Below are 16557 nucleotides of genomic sequence, written 5' to 3'. Positions count from 1 at the left end.
CGGCCCGTCACCTAACCTGGTGACCGGTGTCTCTCCTTCGTGTCCCGGTGTCCCGTTCCCTCCGTCACCGGTCGTCCGCCCGCGTGCGGCCGGCCGCCGTCCTCACCGCGGTGCTCGCGCTGTGCGCCGTCCTCGCCGGCTGCACGTCCGATCCACCCGCCGCCGCGGAGCCCCCGCCGCCCGCGCCCGCCGCGCCGCCCGCCGACGCCGCGCCACCGGTGCCCGAGCTACCGGGCGGCGGCACCGAGGTGTTCCCCGGACGCCGGATGGCGGCCCTCTACGGCCATCCCGGCACCCCGTCGATGGGCGTGCTCGGCGAGCAGGACCTGCCCCGCTCGATCGCCCGCGCCCGGGACCTCGCCGCGGACTTCCAGCCGCTGGTGCGCGAGCCCGTCGTCCCGGCGTTCGAGATCATCGCCACGGTGGCCGACAGCGTCCCCGGGGCGGACGGCGACTACTCGGCGGAGATGAGCGTCGACGAGCTGCGGCCGTGGGTCACGGAGGCCGGGAAGGCCGGGGTCTACGTGGTCATCGACCTCCAGCCGGGCCGCGCCGACTTCCTCACCCAGGCGAAGCGCTACACCGAGCTGCTGGCCCAGCCGCACGTCGGCCTGGCCCTGGATCCGGAGTGGCGGCTCGAACCCGGGCAGCGGCACGGCGACCAGATCGGATCGGTGGACGCGGCCGAGGTCAACGCCACGTCGGCGTGGCTGGCCGGGCTGGTCCGGGAACGCGGGCTGCCGCAGAAGGTGTTCCTGATGCACCAGTTCCGCGTCCCGATGATCGCCGACCGGCAGGCGGTCGTCACCTCGCACCCCGAGCTCGCGACCGTGCTGCACGCCGACGGCTACGGCACCCCGCAGGAGAAGCTCGACACCTGGAACGTGCTGCACTCGGCACCCCGGCCGGAGGGCCTCTGGTGGGGCTGGAAGAACTTCCTCGACGAGGACACACCGACGTTCACACCCCGCCGGACCTACGACGTCCGACCCGAGTCACCGGTCTTCGTCTCGTACCAGTGACGGGTACGTCCACCCTGTCCGGAGACACCCACAGGGGTGGGTGGGCGGCCACCGAGATCACGATCACGGCAAGTACTCTCGGGTGACCCGGGCGCCGGAGCCGTCGCCGGGCACACGCACCGTGCCGGTTCCACAGCCGTCACAGGTACCCATCCGTGCCGATCAGTGAAGGGGGTGCCCGAGTGGACGACCGACCGCCTGACGGCACCCCTCCTCCCGGCCGCTCCGGCCGCTCCCGCAACGACGGGCGCCCGCGCCGCGACGACCGACCGCACCTGCGCGGCGAGTCCCGGGGTGACGCTCCCGGCGGACCTCCCGGGCCCCCTCGCGGCACCCCCGACGGACGTCCCGGCCCGCCCCCGGGCGGACGGCCGCCGTCCGGTGGCCCGCGGGACCGCCGGTCCCCCGGTGAGCCCCGCCCCCCGGCGGCGACCGGTCCGGAGCAGCGCCCCGGCACTCCGCCCCCCGGACGTGGGCGGGACCGCGCGCCCGGCCCCCGGCGCGGACCCGGTGGCCCGGAGGGCCCCGGCAACGCGGACGACGACGGCGACTCACCCTGGCTGCGCCGCCGCGAGCGCGACGCCGCGGCCGAGGCCGAGCGGGCCGCGGCCTGGTCCCGCCGGGCACGCGACACGGCGTCCAGCGGGCACAGCGACAGCCGCCCGACCGACATCCGCTCGATCCGCGCCGCCAGCCGCGGCATCGGCGAGACCCTGCGGACCCCCGGCCGTCCGGAGGCCGCCGCCGAACGACGACGGCACCGCGCCGCCGAGCCCGACGTCCCGCCGGAGGAGCGCGACCGCGCCGCCCGGCTGAGCGGTGAGCTGCCGGTGGTCCCGCGCCGTTCCCGCCGGGAGCCCCCTCCCCCGGCGGGCCCCCCGCCCGCACGCCCGAACACCCCGAACGGCGGCCCCGGCGCACCTCCGGTGCGCCCCGGAGGCGGACCCGGCGGACCGGCCGGCCGTCCCGGACCGGCCCCCGGGCCCGGTGGTCCGGGCGGTGGCCCCGGCGGGCCCTCCGGTGGACGCGGTGCGCCCGGTAGCCCCGGCGGGTCCGGCGGGTCCGGTGGTCCGGGCGGACCCGGTCGCTCTGGTGGACCGGGCACCACCGGTACGCCCGCAGGACCCGGTGGCCCGCCCGGTCCCCGTGCTCCCGGCCGGGGCCGCCCGGCCGACGCCCCCACCCGTGCCGCCGCGGCGGCCCCGCCTACCCGGCCCGCCGACGCGACCCGGCGCGAGCCCGGTCCCGACGGCGCGCGCCCGCCGGACCGCCCCGGCCGCCCCGCGCCGGCCCGCCCGCCCCGCGGCGCGGCCCCCGCTGCGGGTGCCGCCGTGGCCGCGGCGAGCGCCGGAGCCGGCACCGCCGTGGCCGGAGCCGCGGCCGGGGCCGCACCCGGAGCCGTCGCACCGGGACGCACCGGCCGGCCGGGCGCCGCCGACGAGGACCGGCAGGAGGACGACCGTCCCCCCGGCCGCCGGCGGACCCTCGACACCGCGCGCGCCTCCCTCGGCGCCGCGCTCGGCCTCACCGCGGCCTCGACCGTCCTCCCCGGCAGCGGGCACCTCGCGCTGCGCCGGCGCCGCACCGGCGGGCTGATCCTCGGCACGCTGCTGGCGGTCGTCGTGGGGCTCGCGGTCCTGGTGCTGCTGACGCGCCGGTCCGTCCTGCTGCAGAACCTGCTGTCGACCACCACGCTGACCGTCATCGCGGGCGCGCTGGTGCTCGGCGGGATCGGCTGGATCGCCCAGGTCGCCCGCACCTACGCGCTCGCGCGGCCACGGACGCTGCCACTGGGCCAGAAGATCATCGGCACCGGGACCGCGGCACTCCTGTGCCTCACGGTCGCCGTGCCGTTCGGGTACGGCGTGGAGCTGCTGAACTCCCAGCGCGGGCTGCTGGACTCCCTGTTCCAGGGCGGCGGGACGTCCGCGGCCGAGGCGCTCGGGAAACCCCGGCTGAACGTCCTGCTCCTCGGCAGCGACGCCGGCGACGACCGCAGCGGCACCCGTACCGACACGATGATGGTCGCCAGCATCGACACCCGGTCCGGCCGGACGACCCTGTTCAGCCTCCCCCGGAACATCCAGCGTGCCGAGTTCCCGCCGGGGTCACCGGCCGCCGAGGAGTTCCCGGACGGCTTCCACGACTCCTCGCAGCCGCTGTCCGGCGACTACCTGCTCAACGGCGTCTTCGCCTACGGCGAGCAGAACCCGGAGATCGCGCCGCCGACGCCCACCGCCGAGCCCGGCCTCAACCTCCTGCAGTCGACGATCTCGTACATGACGGGCCTCCCGATCGACTACTACCTGGAGGTCAACATGGCCGGGTTCTCGTCGATGATCGACGCGGTCGGCGGGGTCACGGTCAACGTCGGGCAGGAGCCGATCCCGGTCGGCGGGGTCACCGCCTTCGGCCGGTACGTCACGCCCGACCGCTACATCCCGCCGGGCATGCAGACGCTCAACGGCGAGGACGCGCTGTGGTTCGCCCGGTCCCGCCGGGACGGCACCGACTACCAGCGGATGGGGCGGCAGCGCTGCCTGATCCAGGCGGTGATCAGCGAGACCAGCGCGACCGAGCTGATCGGCCGGTTCCAGAGCATCGCCGCGGTGACCCGGGACAACGTCTCGACCGACATGCCGCAGCAGGTGCTGCCGTCGCTGGCGGTGCTGGCCGACGAGGGCTTCCGGCTGGAGAGCGTCGCGTTCGACCCGTCACTGCCGGACCCGAACTCCTCGACCGGCTACTTCGTCACCGCCGACCCGGACGCCGACTACATGCGTGAGGTCGTCCGCGGGGCGATCGCCGACCCGCCGCCGCCCCCGGACCCTGCGCTCGCCGCCCCGGCACCTGCGCCGGCACCGGCGGCCCCGTCGTCGGAGGCCCCGTCGTCGTCGGAGTCGGGGGCACCGTCGTCGTCCGCCGCGCCGGAGCCGGCCTCGACCGCCCCGCAGTCGGTGGAGGACTCCTGCGCGAGCACCGGCGCGGCCGACGTCCCGTCCGAGGAGGAGCAGGGCGCGGCGGAAAGCGCCGAGGACTCCGGCTCGGGCACGACGACCACCGGGCTCGGCCCGGTCGGCGGCATCCGCCCCGACGAGTACTGAGTCCCGTCCGGGTTGCTCCGGACGTCCGATCCGAGGCGACCGACACGCTCCCTTCCTTTCGCCCGTCCGGGTTTGGTTAGGTAAGCGAAACCTGATCACCGGAACGGCTGACCCCCCGTGCTCCGTCGGACGCCCTCCGTCCTCGCCGCGCTCCTCGCGGCCCTCGCCCTCCTCGCCGGCTGCGGTTCCGGCTCCGATTCCGCACCGGGCGGCGAGGGCGCGACCGCGCCCGCCGCCGACGGAGCCTTCCCGGTCACGATCCCGACGGCGTTCGGTGAGGTCACCGTCTCCGAGCAACCGCAGCGGGTCGTCGCGCTGGGCTGGAGCGACGCCGAGACCGCGCTCGCCCTGGGCGTCGAGCCGGTCGGTGCGGCCGACTGGCTGGCCGTCGGCGACGACGGGCTCGGGCCGTGGGTGCCGCAGGACTACACGACCCCGCCGACCGTGCTCGGCACCCTGGAGGTCGACCTGGAGGCCGTCGCCGCGCTCGACCCGGATCTGATCCTCGACACCCGCGCCGCGGGCACCCGGGACCGCTACGACCGGCTGACCCAGCTCGGCGTGCCGGTCGTCTCGATCCCGGCCGGCGGGGAGAACTACCTGACGAACTGGCGCGACCAGCTCCGCATGGTGGGGGCCGCGGTCGGCCGCCCCGGGGAGGCCGCCCAGCTGCAGTCCGGCCTGGAGCAGCGCTTCGCCGACGCCCGCGCGCAGCACCCCCAGCTGGCCGGGGCCACCGTCGTGTCGGGGGCCCGCAACACCCTCGGCGAGTACGCCGCCTACACCGCGGGCTCCGGGCGGATGGAGTTCCTGGAGGAGCTGGGCATGACCCTGGCACCGCAGATCGCCGCGCTGCCCACCGAGGGCTTCTCGACGCCGATCTCGCGGGAGCGCATGAACCTGCTCGACGCCGACGTCACCGTCATGCAGCCGATCGGCAAGGACGCGACCGAGATCGAGAACGACCCGCTGTGGCAGGCCGTGCCGTCGGTCGCCGCCGGCCGCGGCGTGCTGCTGTCCGACCGGGACGTGTCGCAGGCGTTCTCCGCCGCGTCGGTGCAGGGCTGGACGTTCGCGCTGGACCGCACGGTGCCGCGCCTGGCGGACGCGGCCGCGGCCGCACCGTGACCGCCGGCCCGGCCGCGCCGGCCGTGGCGGAGCCGGACGCCCCGCCCGCCGCGGCCCGGCGGGCACGGGTGCGGCGCGCCGCCGTCGTGCTGGTCGTGCTGCTGGCGGGTTCGGTGACGGCGAGCATGCTCGTCGGCGCCGGGATGCTTCCGCCCGCGACCGTCGCCGACGCCCTGTTCGGCGACGGGCCGGTGACGCCGGAGAGCCTGGTCGTCACCGACGTCCGGCTGCCCCGCACGGTGCTCGCCCTGCTCGCCGGCGCCGCACTCGGTGTCGCCGGGGTGCTCGCCCAGGGCATGACCCGCAACCCGATCGCCGAGCCCGGCCTGCTCGGCCTGAACACCGGCGCGGCACTGGCCGTCGTGCTGGGCATCGGGGTGTTCGGTGTCTCCACCCTGACCGGCTACGTGTGGTTCGGCTTCCTGGGGGCGGCGCTCGCCGCGGTCGTCGTCGGCGGGGTCGCCGGGGTCGGGCGCAGCAGCCGCACCGTCTCCCCCGCCGCGCTGGCGCTGGCCGGCGCGGCGGTGGCGGCCGGGCTCGGCTCGGTGATCACCGTGTTCCTGCTGACCAACCCGACGCTGTTCGACGACTACCGGTTCTGGCAGGTCGGCTCGGTCGCCGGCCGGGACCTGTCGATCGCGGCCCAGGCGGCCCCGTTCGTCGTGGCCGGGCTGGCACTGGCTCTGACCTGCGGGCAGCGGCTCGACGCGCTGGCGCTCGGCGACGACGGCGCCCGCTCCTTCGGCCGCCGCCCCGGCGCCGACCGCCTGGTGTGCGGGCTCGCGCTCATCCTGCTGGCCGGGACGGCGACGGCGGCGGCCGGGCCGATCGCGTTCGTCGGGCTCGCCGTCCCGCACGTGCTGCGCGCGCTGACCGGCCCCGGTCACCGCACCCTGCTGCCGCTCGCGGTACTGGCGGGCCCGTCGCTGCTGCTGCTCGCCGACGTCCTCGGGCGGGTCGTGGTGCCGCCCGCCGAGGTGCAGGCCGGTGTGGTCACCGCCGTCGTCGGCGTGCCGCTGTTCGTGGCGCTGGTGCGTCGCCGGAAGTTCGTCCGGTGAGCGCCCCGCCCGACACCACCGACGCGACCGGCGGGGTCGGGGTCCTGCGCGGGCTGCGTGCCCGTCGGAGGCGACGCGTCCTGGTCTCCGGAGCGGTCGTCGCGGCCGCGGTGCTCGCCGCGTTCGTCGTCACGCTCTCGGCGGGGGCACAGCTCGTCCCGCCCCCCGACGTCGTCGCCGCGCTGCTCGGCTCCGGATCGCCGCGCACCGAGCTGGTGGTGCTGCGGCTGCGGCTGCCCCGCGCGCTCACCGCCGTGCTGGTCGGCGCGGCACTCGGGCTGGCCGGGGCGCTGTTCCAGCGGCTGCTGCGCAACCAGCTCGCCAGCCCGGACATCATCGGGATCAGTGCCGGGGCGAGCGCCGCCGCGGTCGCCGGCACCGTGCTGCTGGGCCTGTCCGCGGCCGGTGTGTCGGTGGCGGCGGTGCTCGGTGCGGTCGCGACGACGGTGCTGATCCTCGCCCTGACCCACCGCGACGGCCTGCACGGCGTCCGGTTCGTGCTGGTGGGGCTCGGGATCGGCACCGGGCTGCTGGCCGTCGTGTCGTTCCTGATGATCCGCGCGTCGCTGACCAGCGCGCAGGAGAACCTGGTGTGGCTGACCGGCAGCATCAACCAGGCCGACTGGTCGCGCACGGTGCCGCTCGTCGCGGCCTGCGCGGTGCTGGTCCCGCTCGCGCTGGTGCTGGCCCGGGCACTGCCCCGGCTGGAGCTCGGCGACGACACCGCGACCGCGCTCGGGCTGCCGGTCGGGCGGGCCCGGCTCGCCCTGATCGCGGTCGGAGTCCTCCTGGTCGCGACCGCTGTGGCCGCGGCAGGGCCGGTGTCGTTCGTGGCGCTGGTCTGCGGCCCGCTGGCGACGCGTGCGGCCGGGCCGGGGAACGGGTCGCTCCCGCACACCGCCGGCATCGGTGCGCTGGTGGTGTTGGTCTCCGACCTGGTGGCCCGCCATCTCGTGAACGACGTCGCGCTGCCGGTCGGTGTGGTCACCGGCGCGGTCGGCGCGCCCTACCTGCTGTGGCTGCTGGCCCGCGCCCGTACGAGGGGAACGACATGAGCCTGACCGCGGACGACCTGGTCCTGCGCTACGACGACCGCGTGGTCGCCGACGGCCTGACGGTCCGGCTGCCACCCGGGCGGATCACCGCGATCGTCGGGCCGAACGCGTGCGGCAAGTCCACGCTGCTGCGCGGCCTCGGCCGGATCATCACCCCGGCCGCCGGGCACGTCGCCCTCGACGGCACCGACGTCCGCGAGATCGGCGGCCGCGAGCTGGCCCGCCGGCTCGGGCTGCTCCCGCAGTCCCCGGTGGCGCCGGACGGGATCACCGTCGCCGATCTCGTCGAGCGAGGCCGGTCACCGCACCAGGGCTGGTTCGGCGGCCACGGGGACGCCGACGACGCCGCCGTCGCCGCCGCCATGCGGGCGACCGGGGTGCTCGAGCTCGCCGACCGCCCGGTGGACGAGCTGTCCGGCGGGCAGCGGCAGCGGGTGTGGATCGCCATGGTCCTCGCCCAGGACACCGGCGTGCTGCTGCTCGACGAGCCGACGACCTTCCTCGACATGACCCACGCCGTCGAGGTGCTGGACCTGCTCGTCGACCGCAACCGGGCGGAGGGGACGACGGTCGCCGTCGTCCTGCACGACCTGAACCTGGCGTGCCGCTACGCCGACCACCTGATCGCGATGCGCGACGGCGCGGTCGTCGCCGAGGGCCCGCCCGCGGCGACGATGACCGTGGACCTGGTCCGGCGGGTGTTCGCGATGGAGTCGCAGGTCGTGCCGGACCCGGTGACGGGGACGCCGATGGTCGTCCCCGCGGGGCGGCACCATCCCGTCCCCGTCCCCGGTGCCGGCCCGCGCACCGCGGACGGGCCGGGGCCGCGCACCGAGTCCGACCTGCGGGAGGTCGTCGGGGAGCCGCACCCGCTGGTGCTGGACACGTCCGCCGACCGGATCGACGACGTCGCCGCGTCGTTCGTCGCGGCGGCGACGCTCGCGTTCGTCGGCACCGTCGGCGCCTCCGGGTCGGTCACGGTGACCCCGCGCGGCAACCCGCCGGGCGACGGCGCCCGCGTCCTCGACGGCGGATCGCGCTGCCCGAGCGGCCCGGCAACCGGCGCCTCGACAGCCTGCGCAACCTGCTGGACCGGTCCGGGATCGGGCTGACGTTCTGCGTCCCCCGGGTCGAGCACGTGCTGCGGGTCAACGGGCACGGCCGGGTGGTGCGCGACGCCGAGGTGCTCGGGCTGTGGGAGGACCCGCCGGAGCTGGCGATCGTCGTCGACGTCGAGGAGACGTTCGTGCACTGCGGGCGGGCCCTGCGCACGTCCGGCACGTGGCGGCCGGAGGACTGGGCGGACCCGTCCGGGGTCCCGAGCTCGAAGGAGCTGGCCGCGGCCGCGCGCGCCACGCGTGACTGAGTGCCGTCGCGGCCCGGACCGGCGGGGTCCGGGCCGCGCGCGGTCACGCGGTCGCGAACGCGCCCAGGACGCGGTCCGGGCGGATCCCGGCGAAGTGCGACTGCCAGATCTCGTAGTAGAGGTACTCCTCCTCGCTGCGCAGCGGCCACGAGTACTCCGGCTGCTCGGGCACCGACCGGGTCTCCCCGGAATCCCGGGCCTCGGCGGCCTTGCGGCCGGCCAGCTCGGCGAGCACGGTGCCGGCGCCGGAGCCGTCGCCGAACTGCTCCTTTCCCCGCCACAGCAGGTCCTCGGGCAGCCAGCCCTCGAACGCCTCCCGCAGGATCGCCTTCTCGGGGCGGCCGTCGGTGCGCTGCTTCCACTCCGGCGGCAGCGCCAGCGCGGTGCGGACGAGGCCGGAATCCAGGAACGGCTCCCGGGCCTCCAGGCCGAAGTACATCGTCGTGCGGTCGCAGCGCTGCAGGTTCAGGTGGTGCAGCTGCTCCAGGGAGCGGACCAGCTCGGCCTGCAGGGTGTCGGGGTCGGCGTAGTCGTCGGTGTGGGTGTAGGAGTACCCGGCGAACAGCTCGTCGGCGCCCTCCCCGGTCAGCACGACCTTGACCTTCTTCGCGGCCTCGCGGGCCAGGATCAGGTTCGGCACCGAGCTGCGGACCAGCGCCGGGTCGTAGTGCTCGATCACCTCGACGGCGTGGTCGAGGGCCTCGCCGATGTCCTCGGCGGTCACGATGATCTCGTGGTGGTCCGATCCGATGTGCGCGGCGACCTTGCGGGCCGCGATCAGGTCGCCGGAGTCGGCCGTGCCGACCGCGAACGTCGGCAGCTGCTCGCCGCGGGCCCGCGCCTCCTGGGCGGCGATCGCCGCGACCAGCGCCGAGTCGAGCCCGCCGGAGAGGAAGACCCCGACGCCGACGTCGGACATCATCCGGCGGCGCACCGCGGAGACGACGGCCTCGCGGACCCGGGACAGGTCGGCGTCGTCCCAGCCGGGGCGGATCGCGCGCCGCGACGGCCGGACCTCGACCGGCACCGCCTCGGCGAACCGGACCAGGCCCGACGACGGGCTCCACAGGCACCCGGGCGGGAACGACTCGACGTACGGCCGGTCCTCCTCGTCGAAGGCGCGCAGCTCGCTGGCGAACAGCACGGTCGCCTCGGGGTCCGGGGCGGTGTAGGGCACGTCGGTGCCGCCGACGTCGGCCGGCGGGACCCAGTAGAGCGGCTTCACGCCGAACGGGTCCCGCGCCACCAGGCCGGACCCGTCCTCACGGCCCATCGCGACGGCGAACATGCCGTTCAGCGAGGCCACCGCGACCTGCCCGTCCCACATGACCGCGTGCAGCGCGGCCTCGGTGTCGGACTTGGTGCGGACGGTGCCGTCCGGGAACGCCTTGCTGATGCGCTCGTGGTTGTAGATCTCGCCGTTGCCGACGATCCAGGCCGTCTCGTCGGCGTCCGACATCGGCTGGTGCCCGCCGCTCACATCCATGATCGACAGGCGCTGGTGCCCGAGCCAGGTGTTCCCGACGACCTGTACACCCGTGTCGTCCGGTCCGCGGTGCGCCACCCTGGCGAGCATCCGCTCGTACTTCTCGAAGTCCTTCGGTGCTCCCACCGCTGTCCCGCCGAACGCGGCGACGATCCCGCACATGGTGACCATCGTCCCATGTCCCGAGGGGTGCGCATCTCGCTTGTGCATGATCGACGTGTGAGTTCGGACTCTGGAAGGCGTTTCCGGGTCGATGAGGTTTGCTCCGGGGTCCCGCGGTCAATACCGTCGTAGTCATCGGCCGGTACGGCCGTCGTTCACCGCCCTCTCACCTCCGGCGGCGAGGACCCAGCACCGGCCACCGAGCAGAGCGCGGAGACCCCGCGCCAGGACCGACCGACGAGGGGCGGACTCAGGTGAGCACGGCAGGGCACGACGAAGGCACGGGCCGGCAGAAGGTCGTGATCGTCGGCGGTGGTTTCGGCGGCGTGCAGGCGGCCAAGGCCCTCAAGGGCGCCGACGTCGACGTGACGATCGTCGACCGCACCAATCACCACCTCTTCCAGCCCCTGCTCTACCAGGTCGCGACGGGCATCCTGTCCCCCGGCCTGATCGCCCCGGCGCTGCGCCGGGTGCTGAAGAAGCAGGACAACGTCCGCACGCTGCTCGCCGAGGTCGGTGAGATCGACCTCGAGACCAAGATCGTGCACGCCGCCGCGCCGGACGGGCAGCACATCGACCTGCCCTACGACACCCTCGTCGTCGCCGCGGGCGCCACGCACGCCTACTTCGGCCACCCCGAGTGGGCCGAGCACGCCCCCGGCATGAAGTCCATCGAGGACGCCCGGCTGCTCCGCTCCCGCGTCCTGGGCGCCTACGAGCTGGCCGAGGTCGCCCCGACCGAGGAGGAGCAGCGGGCCTGGACGACGTTCGTCGTCGTCGGCGCCGGCCCCACCGGCGTCGAGCTGGCCGGTCAGCTCTCCGAGCTGGCCCGCCACGTGCTGCCCCGCGAGTACCGCGCGATCGACACCCGCGACGCCCGGATCATCCTGCTCGACGCCGCGCCCGCCGTGCTGCCGCCGTTCGCGAAGAAGCTGCAGAACTACACGCGCAAGACCCTCGAGAAGAAGGGCGTCGAGGTCCGTCTGAACACCATGGCGACCGACATCGACGCCGACTCGATCACCGTCAAGGGCCCCCAGGGGACCGACCGGATCGTCGCCCGCACCAAGGTCTGGGCCGCCGGCGTGCAGGCCTCGCCGCTGGCCGAGCTGCTGGCGAAGGCCTCCGGTGGCGAGATCGACCGCGCGGGCAGGCTCTCCGTCGACCCGGACTGCAGCCTGCCCGGCCGGCGCGACGTGTTCGCCATCGGCGACATGGTCTCGACCATCGACCGGCTGCCCGGCGTCGCGCAGGTCGCGATGCAGCAGGGCACCTACGTCGGCAAGCTGATCAAGGCCCGGTCCAAGGGCGACGACACCACCCCGGCCCCGTTCACGTACTTCGACAAGGGCTCGATGGCCACCATCGGCGCCCGCGAGGCCGTCGCCGACGTGCGCGGCGTCAAGTTCACCGGCTGGCTCGGCTACCTGATGTGGTGCTACGTCCACGTCATGTTCCTGATCGGCTGGGGCAACCGCCTCGGGACGCTCTACAACTGGGTCCGGTCGCTGCGCTACGCCCGCTACCGCGGCCACCGCCTGATCAGCGTGACCGCGTCGTACGACAAGGCCGAGCCGCACCACGGCGACGCCGGTCTCCCCGCCGAGAAGGCCGAGCACCGGAGCGAGGTGGACCCGCGCACCGCGCCGGGCACACCGGCCCCGCCCGAGGAGAAGCCGGCCGCGTCGGCCTGACCCCTCCCCCGTCCCGGAACGCCCGGGTGGCCGCACCGGCCACCCGGGCGTTCCGGTATCCGGGCGGGCCCGCGCCGTGGCACGGTTCCCGGGTGACCCCGGCGATGCAGACGCTCATGCGCGACGTCGCGCGGCTCTGGGACGACGCCGCCGACGGCCTCTACGACCGCGGTGATCCCGCCCCGGCGACCGCGGTGCTCGGCGACGGCGTGGAGTGGACCGAGCTGCCGACCGGCGCGGGCGGCACCGGGCCGGAGGCGGTGGGCGGGCACCTCGCCGTCGTCGCCGCGTCGCTGCCCGGCGGCGGCACCCGGACCCGGCTGTCCCGCACGCTCGACGTGCGCCGGATCGCCGACGAGGTCCGGTTCGCCTTCACCCACGACCACGAGCTGCCCTGGCTGCTGCCGGGCGTCGCCCCCACCGGACGCCGGGTGGAGGTCCACGCGGTCCAGCTGGTGCGGGTCCGGCAGGGCCGGATCGACGAGCTCCGCACCCTCTGGGACGTCGCCGGGCTCCGCACCGCGCTGGGGTTCTGACCGGTCGTCCCGCACTCATGCCTCTGACCTGCGGGAACAGGGAATCCCCCGTACGGTGCGACGGGCGGTCGCCGAGCTGCGCCGAGCAGCCCGGAAGCGGTCTCCGCGGGCGTCCGACACGCCCCGTGGAGGGGGTTCCTGCAGGTCGCGCGGGGGTCTCTGCCAGTCTGTACCGCGATCCGCGATGGGAATCCACCCCGGTACGGGGTGTTGGGAACCGAGAGGAGGCGTCAGCGATGGCCCTGCCCACCCTGACCCCGGAACAGCGTGCCGAGGCGCTGAAGAAGGCGGCCGCCGCGCGCACCGCCCGCAAGGAGCTCCGCGACAAGATCGCCAGCGGTGAGGAGACGATCCCCGGGGTGCTCGGTCGCGCGAAGACCGACCAGATCGTCGGCAAGACCAAGGTCGCCGACCTGCTGAAGAGCGTCCCGGGCTGGGGCCCGGCGAAGGTCTCGAAGGTCATGGAGGAGGCCGGCATCGACGCCTCGCGTCGCGCCGCCGGTCTCGGCGAACGTCAGCGCCAGGCCCTGATCGAGAAGGTCGGCTGACCGACCCCTCGTAGCGCCACCCGGCGCCGGGCCCGCCCGGTGCCGCGCGACGGCCCGGTCCGCCTCCCGCGGACCGGGCCGTCGCGCGTCCGGGCCCGGCCGCCGGCCCGTGATCGTCCTTTGGCAGGCTGCGCACGTGGAGCGCGAGGTCGAGATCGAGCCGGGCGTGACCCTGTGGGTGGAGGACCTCCCCGCCCACCGCGAGACCCCCGCGCACCCCGTCCTGCTCGTGATGGGTGCGAACGCCTCCGGGATCGGCTGGCCCGACGCCCTCGTCGAGCTGCTGCGTGAGCGGCACCGCGTGGTCCGCTACGACCACCGCGACACCGGCCGGTCGTCGCACGCGTTCGAGGACCACCCGTACGGCATCGCCGACCTCGCCGGGGACGCGCTCACCGTGCTCGACGCGTGCGGCATCGGCCGCGCGCACGTCGTCGGCATGTCGATGGGCGGGGTGCTGGTGCAGCTGCTCGCCCTGGACGCGCCGGACCGGCTCGCCAGCGCCGCGCTGCTCTGCACGGCCGCGCTCGGCGCGGACCTCGCCGGCCTGCCCGGGCCGCCCCGGGACGTGCTGCGGATGTGGCAGGAGATGCACGACCCGCGCGACGAGCGCAGCGAGCTCGCCTGGCGGGTCGAGCACTGGCGGCGGCTCTCGGGCGGGGCGCTGCCGTTCGAGCCGGCCGAGTTCGAGGAGCTCGAACGACGCGTGATGGCCCACTCCGGCCGGGTGGAGGCGCCGACCGCGCACGCCCAGGCCGACCCGGGCGGGCTGGACCGCGGCGACGAGCTCGGGGCGATCACCGTCCCGACTCTCGTCGTCGAGGCCCCGGCCGACCCGGTGAACCCGCCGCCGCACGCGGCGTTCCTCGCCGAGCGCATTGCGGGCCGCCGGGCCGCGCCGCCCGTCCGGCTCGTGTCGATCGAGGGGATGGGCCACGCGCTGCCGTCGGCGGTGCTGGAGCCCCTCGCGTGGGAGCTGCTGGAGCACGCGGCGGAGGCCGAGGACGAGGCCGCCGGAGCGCCGGGTCAGCCGACCCAGCGGTAGCGGCGCTCCGGGCGCCCGGTGCCGCCGTAGCGCAGCCGCACCGTCGCCGTGCCCGTGGTGACGAAGTGCTCGAGGTAGCGGCGCGCGCTGACCCGGGACAGCGCCGTGGCCTCCGCACACTCGGTGGCCGACAGGTCGGCGTCGCCGGCGCCGGTGTGCTCGCGCAGGGTGCGCGCCACCAGGTCCGCGGTCGGGGTGGTGAGACCCTTCGGCATCCGTTCCGGGCCACCGGCGGACCCGGCGGGCGTCCCGCCGGTGCCGCCGAAGAGGCGGTCGATGTCGGACTGGCCGCGGACCCGGTCCAGGTCGCGGCGCAGTCGCCGGGCCCGGTGCACCTGCGCGGCCAGCGCCGCCGAGTCGAACGGCTTCACCAGGTAGTGCAGGGCGCCCCCGTGCAGTGCCGCGGCCACCGTGTCCGGGTCGTCCGCGGCCGTCACGACCAGCACGAACGGGTCGTCCGCCGCGCCGGTCCGGAGCCCGCGCAGCACCTCGATGCCGGACATGTCGGGCAGGTACACGTCGAGCAGCACCAGGTCGGGGCGCAGCTCCGCCGCCCGCTCCAGGGCCTCCGCGCCGCGGTGCGCCACCCCGACGACGGTGCAGCCCTCGATCCGCTCCACGTATCCCGAGTGGACCTTGGCGACCATGAAGTCGTCGTCGACCACGAGCACCCTCACCGCTGCACCTCCTCTCCCGTCGTCGCCGGTTCCCCGGCCACCGGCAGGACGGCCACGAACACCGCTCCGGTGCCCTCCGCCGCGTCCTGCACCGCGATCATCCCACCGCGCCGCAGGCACGCCTGCCGGGCGAGCGCCAGGCCCAGGCCCCGGCCGCCGATCTCGGCGGCCTTGGTGCTGAACCCGGCCCGGAACACCTCCTCGGCGAGCTCGGAGGCCACGCCGGGGCCGGAGTCGCGGACCTCGATCCAGACCTCGCCGCCGCCGTCGTCCCCGCCGCCGCTCAGCCCGATCTGCACGCGGCGCTCACCCGACCGGCCCGCCGTCGCGTCGACCGCGTTGTCGATCAGGTTGCCGAGCACGGTGACGAGGTCGGCGGACAGGTCCGGGTCGCGCTCCGGGTCGGTGGGCTCCAGCCGTGAGTCCGGGTCGAACGTCAGCTCGACACCACGCTCGGCGGCCCGGCTGTTCTTCGCGACCAGCAGAGCCGCCGTCGCCGCGTCGCCCACCCGCGACGACACCTCCCGCCGCCAGCCCTCCGAGGCGGCGACGATCCCCGCGACGAACCGCCGCACCTCCTCGTGCTCGCCGAGCTCGGTCAGTCCGGCGATGGTGTGCAGGCGGTTGGAGAACTCGTGGGCCTGCGCGCGCAGCGTGTCGGTGACGGTGTGCGAGGCGTCGAGGCGGTGCTGCAGGGTGGTCAGCTCCGTGCGGTCCCGCAGGGTGACCACCGCGCCGACCTCGCGGCCGTCGAGGCGCACCGGCATCCGGTTCAGCACCAGCGCCCGGGTGTCGCGCAGCACCAGCTGGTCCTCCCCGGCGGCGGCGCCGGTGAGCACCTCGCGCAGCCGGTCGTCCAGGCCGAGATCGGCGACGGGGTCGCCGGGCCGGGCGCCGGGGAGCTCCAGGAGCTCACGGGCGACCGGGTTGAGCAGGGTGATCCGGTCGGCGGTGTCCAGCCCGACCACGCCCTCCTTGATCCCCAGCAGCATCGCCTCCCGCCGCTGCACCAGCTCGACGATCTCGCCGGGCTCCAGGCCGAGTGTCTGCCGGCGGACCCGGCGGGCGAGCAGCAGCGACCCGGCGACGCCGACGCCGAGCGCGAGCCCGAGCAGCGCGACCGTCTCGGTGCGGGCCCCGGCGAGCGACTCCCACAGCGACGGCGCCCGGATCCCGGCCGACACCAGCCCGGCCACCGCACCCCGGTCGTCGATCACCGGGACCTGGGCGACCACCGTGCGGCCGGCCGGGGCGCCGACCCAGGCCCGGCCGGCCGGCGCGGTGCTCGCCCCGGGATCGAACCGCTCGCGGACCCGGGACGGGTCCGGCGACGTGCGCACGACCAGGCCCGCGTCGACGATCTCGATCTCGTCGGCGCCCGACAGGTTCTCCGCGCTGCGCGCGAACGACGGCAGCAGGTCGTACTGGCGGCGCTGCAGGGCCTCCCGCACCGTGGGGACCGACGCGACGTCCTCGGCGACCGAGAGCATCCGGCGGCCGTGGGTCTCGCGGAACGACTCCGCGGACTGCACGGCGGCGAGCGCCGCGACCGCACCGAGCAGCACCAGGACGACCACCAGCTGCCAGACCAGGAACTGGCGCGCCAGCGGGGTCCTCGTGCCGCCACGCCGTCCCACCGGCCCAGACTAGGCTGGTCCGGGTGTGCCCGGCGCACC

Annotated in this window: 14 protein-coding genes; 11 read left to right on the top strand and 3 right to left on the bottom strand. The window is 75.8% G+C overall.

Translation table 11 applies throughout. The annotated features are described in order from the left end of the window. Positions 1 to 83: 83 nt before the first annotated feature. The 7 genes from Ae150APs1_RS32225 to Ae150APs1_RS33850 all read left to right on the top strand — a co-directional run bounded on the left by Ae150APs1_RS32225 (position 84) and on the right by Ae150APs1_RS33850 (position 8733). Complete coding sequence (locus Ae150APs1_RS32225) at positions 84 to 1022, top strand: hypothetical protein (protein ID WP_060573563.1); 939 nt, start codon at positions 84 to 86, stop codon at positions 1020 to 1022. Between the two features lie 1331 nt (positions 1023 to 2353). Next, positions 2354 to 4126 (top strand): LCP family protein, encoded by a 1773-nt coding sequence (locus tag Ae150APs1_RS22160; RefSeq protein ID WP_139317010.1) that lies wholly within the window; start codon positions 2354 to 2356, stop codon positions 4124 to 4126. Between the two features lie 117 nt (positions 4127 to 4243). Beyond that, positions 4244 to 5254 carry an iron-siderophore ABC transporter substrate-binding protein gene (locus Ae150APs1_RS22155; protein WP_075300049.1) on the top strand — a complete coding sequence of 337 codons (1011 nt, stop codon included), beginning with the start codon at positions 4244 to 4246 and terminating at the stop codon, positions 5252 to 5254. Next, a complete protein-coding gene (locus Ae150APs1_RS22150; protein WP_083680293.1) occupies positions 5251 to 6312 on the top strand; it encodes an iron chelate uptake ABC transporter family permease subunit in 1062 nt (353 codons plus the stop codon). The genes Ae150APs1_RS22155 and Ae150APs1_RS22150 overlap by 4 nt, the downstream gene beginning before the upstream one ends. After that, positions 6309 to 7367, top strand: coding sequence for an iron chelate uptake ABC transporter family permease subunit (locus Ae150APs1_RS22145; RefSeq protein ID WP_083680292.1), 1059 nt, complete (start codon positions 6309 to 6311; stop codon positions 7365 to 7367). Before Ae150APs1_RS22150 ends, Ae150APs1_RS22145 begins: the two co-directional genes overlap by 4 nt. Continuing rightward, a complete protein-coding gene (locus Ae150APs1_RS33855; RefSeq protein ID WP_349289893.1) occupies positions 7364 to 8479 on the top strand; it encodes an ABC transporter ATP-binding protein in 1116 nt (371 codons plus the stop codon). Before Ae150APs1_RS22145 ends, Ae150APs1_RS33855 begins: the two co-directional genes overlap by 4 nt. Before the next feature lie 26 nt (positions 8480 to 8505). Further along, positions 8506 to 8733, top strand: a complete 228-nt coding sequence (locus Ae150APs1_RS33850) for a hypothetical protein (RefSeq protein WP_249266433.1) — start codon at positions 8506 to 8508, stop codon at positions 8731 to 8733. 43 nt (positions 8734 to 8776) lie between these two features. Here the strand turns inward: Ae150APs1_RS33850 and asnB are convergent, their stop codons facing one another. After that, positions 8777 to 10381 carry an asparagine synthase (glutamine-hydrolyzing) gene (asnB, locus tag Ae150APs1_RS22135; RefSeq protein WP_083680291.1) on the bottom strand — a complete coding sequence of 535 codons (1605 nt, stop codon included), beginning with the start codon at positions 10379 to 10381 and terminating at the stop codon, positions 8777 to 8779. Positions 10382 to 10635: 254 nt separating this feature from the next. Here asnB and Ae150APs1_RS22130 point away from each other — a divergent pair, with 254 nt between their 5' ends. The 4 genes from Ae150APs1_RS22130 to Ae150APs1_RS22115 all read left to right on the top strand — a co-directional run bounded on the left by Ae150APs1_RS22130 (position 10636) and on the right by Ae150APs1_RS22115 (position 14204). Beyond that, a complete protein-coding gene (locus Ae150APs1_RS22130) occupies positions 10636 to 12075 on the top strand; it encodes an NAD(P)/FAD-dependent oxidoreductase (protein ID WP_075300045.1) in 1440 nt (479 codons plus the stop codon). Positions 12076 to 12167: 92 nt separating this feature from the next. Beyond that, complete coding sequence (locus Ae150APs1_RS22125; protein ID WP_139317009.1) at positions 12168 to 12611, top strand: ester cyclase; 444 nt, start codon at positions 12168 to 12170, stop codon at positions 12609 to 12611. Positions 12612 to 12847: 236 nt separating this feature from the next. Next, positions 12848 to 13159 carry an integration host factor, actinobacterial type gene (gene mihF / locus Ae150APs1_RS22120; protein WP_010236095.1) on the top strand — a complete coding sequence of 104 codons (312 nt, stop codon included), beginning with the start codon at positions 12848 to 12850 and terminating at the stop codon, positions 13157 to 13159. Between the two features lie 136 nt (positions 13160 to 13295). Beyond that, positions 13296 to 14204, top strand: coding sequence for an alpha/beta fold hydrolase (locus Ae150APs1_RS22115; RefSeq protein WP_075300041.1), 909 nt, complete (start codon positions 13296 to 13298; stop codon positions 14202 to 14204). Here the strand turns inward: Ae150APs1_RS22115 and Ae150APs1_RS22110 are convergent. Both Ae150APs1_RS22110 and Ae150APs1_RS22105 read right to left on the bottom strand, forming a co-directional pair. Beyond that, positions 14186 to 14881: a response regulator gene (locus Ae150APs1_RS22110; RefSeq protein WP_075300039.1), complete on the bottom strand. Its 696-nt coding sequence runs from the start codon at positions 14879 to 14881 to the stop codon at positions 14186 to 14188. The genes Ae150APs1_RS22115 and Ae150APs1_RS22110 overlap by 19 nt on opposite strands. Continuing rightward, positions 14878 to 16518, bottom strand: a complete 1641-nt coding sequence (locus tag Ae150APs1_RS22105) for a sensor histidine kinase (RefSeq protein ID WP_075300037.1) — start codon at positions 16516 to 16518, stop codon at positions 14878 to 14880. The genes Ae150APs1_RS22110 and Ae150APs1_RS22105 overlap by 4 nt, the downstream gene beginning before the upstream one ends. Between the last annotated feature and the right edge of the window lie 39 nt (positions 16519 to 16557).

This window comes from Pseudonocardia sp. Ae150A_Ps1 (genome assembly GCF_001932315.1).
Lineage (GTDB): Bacteria > Actinomycetota > Actinomycetes > Mycobacteriales > Pseudonocardiaceae > Pseudonocardia.
This window is presented reverse-complemented; position numbering and strand designations above follow the sequence as displayed.

Bases quoted from the DNA above. Each gene is read 5' to 3' on its own strand.
- mihF (WP_010236095.1), top strand. From the start codon at position 12,848: ATGGCCCTGCCCACCCTGACCCCGGAACAGCGTGCCGAGGCGCTGAAG.
- asnB (WP_083680291.1), bottom strand. From the start codon at position 10,381: ATGTGCGGGATCGTCGCCGCGTTCGGCGGGACAGCGGTGGGAGCACCG.
- Ae150APs1_RS33855 (WP_349289893.1), top strand. From the start codon at position 7,364: ATGAGCCTGACCGCGGACGACCTGGTCCTGCGCTACGACGACCGCGTG.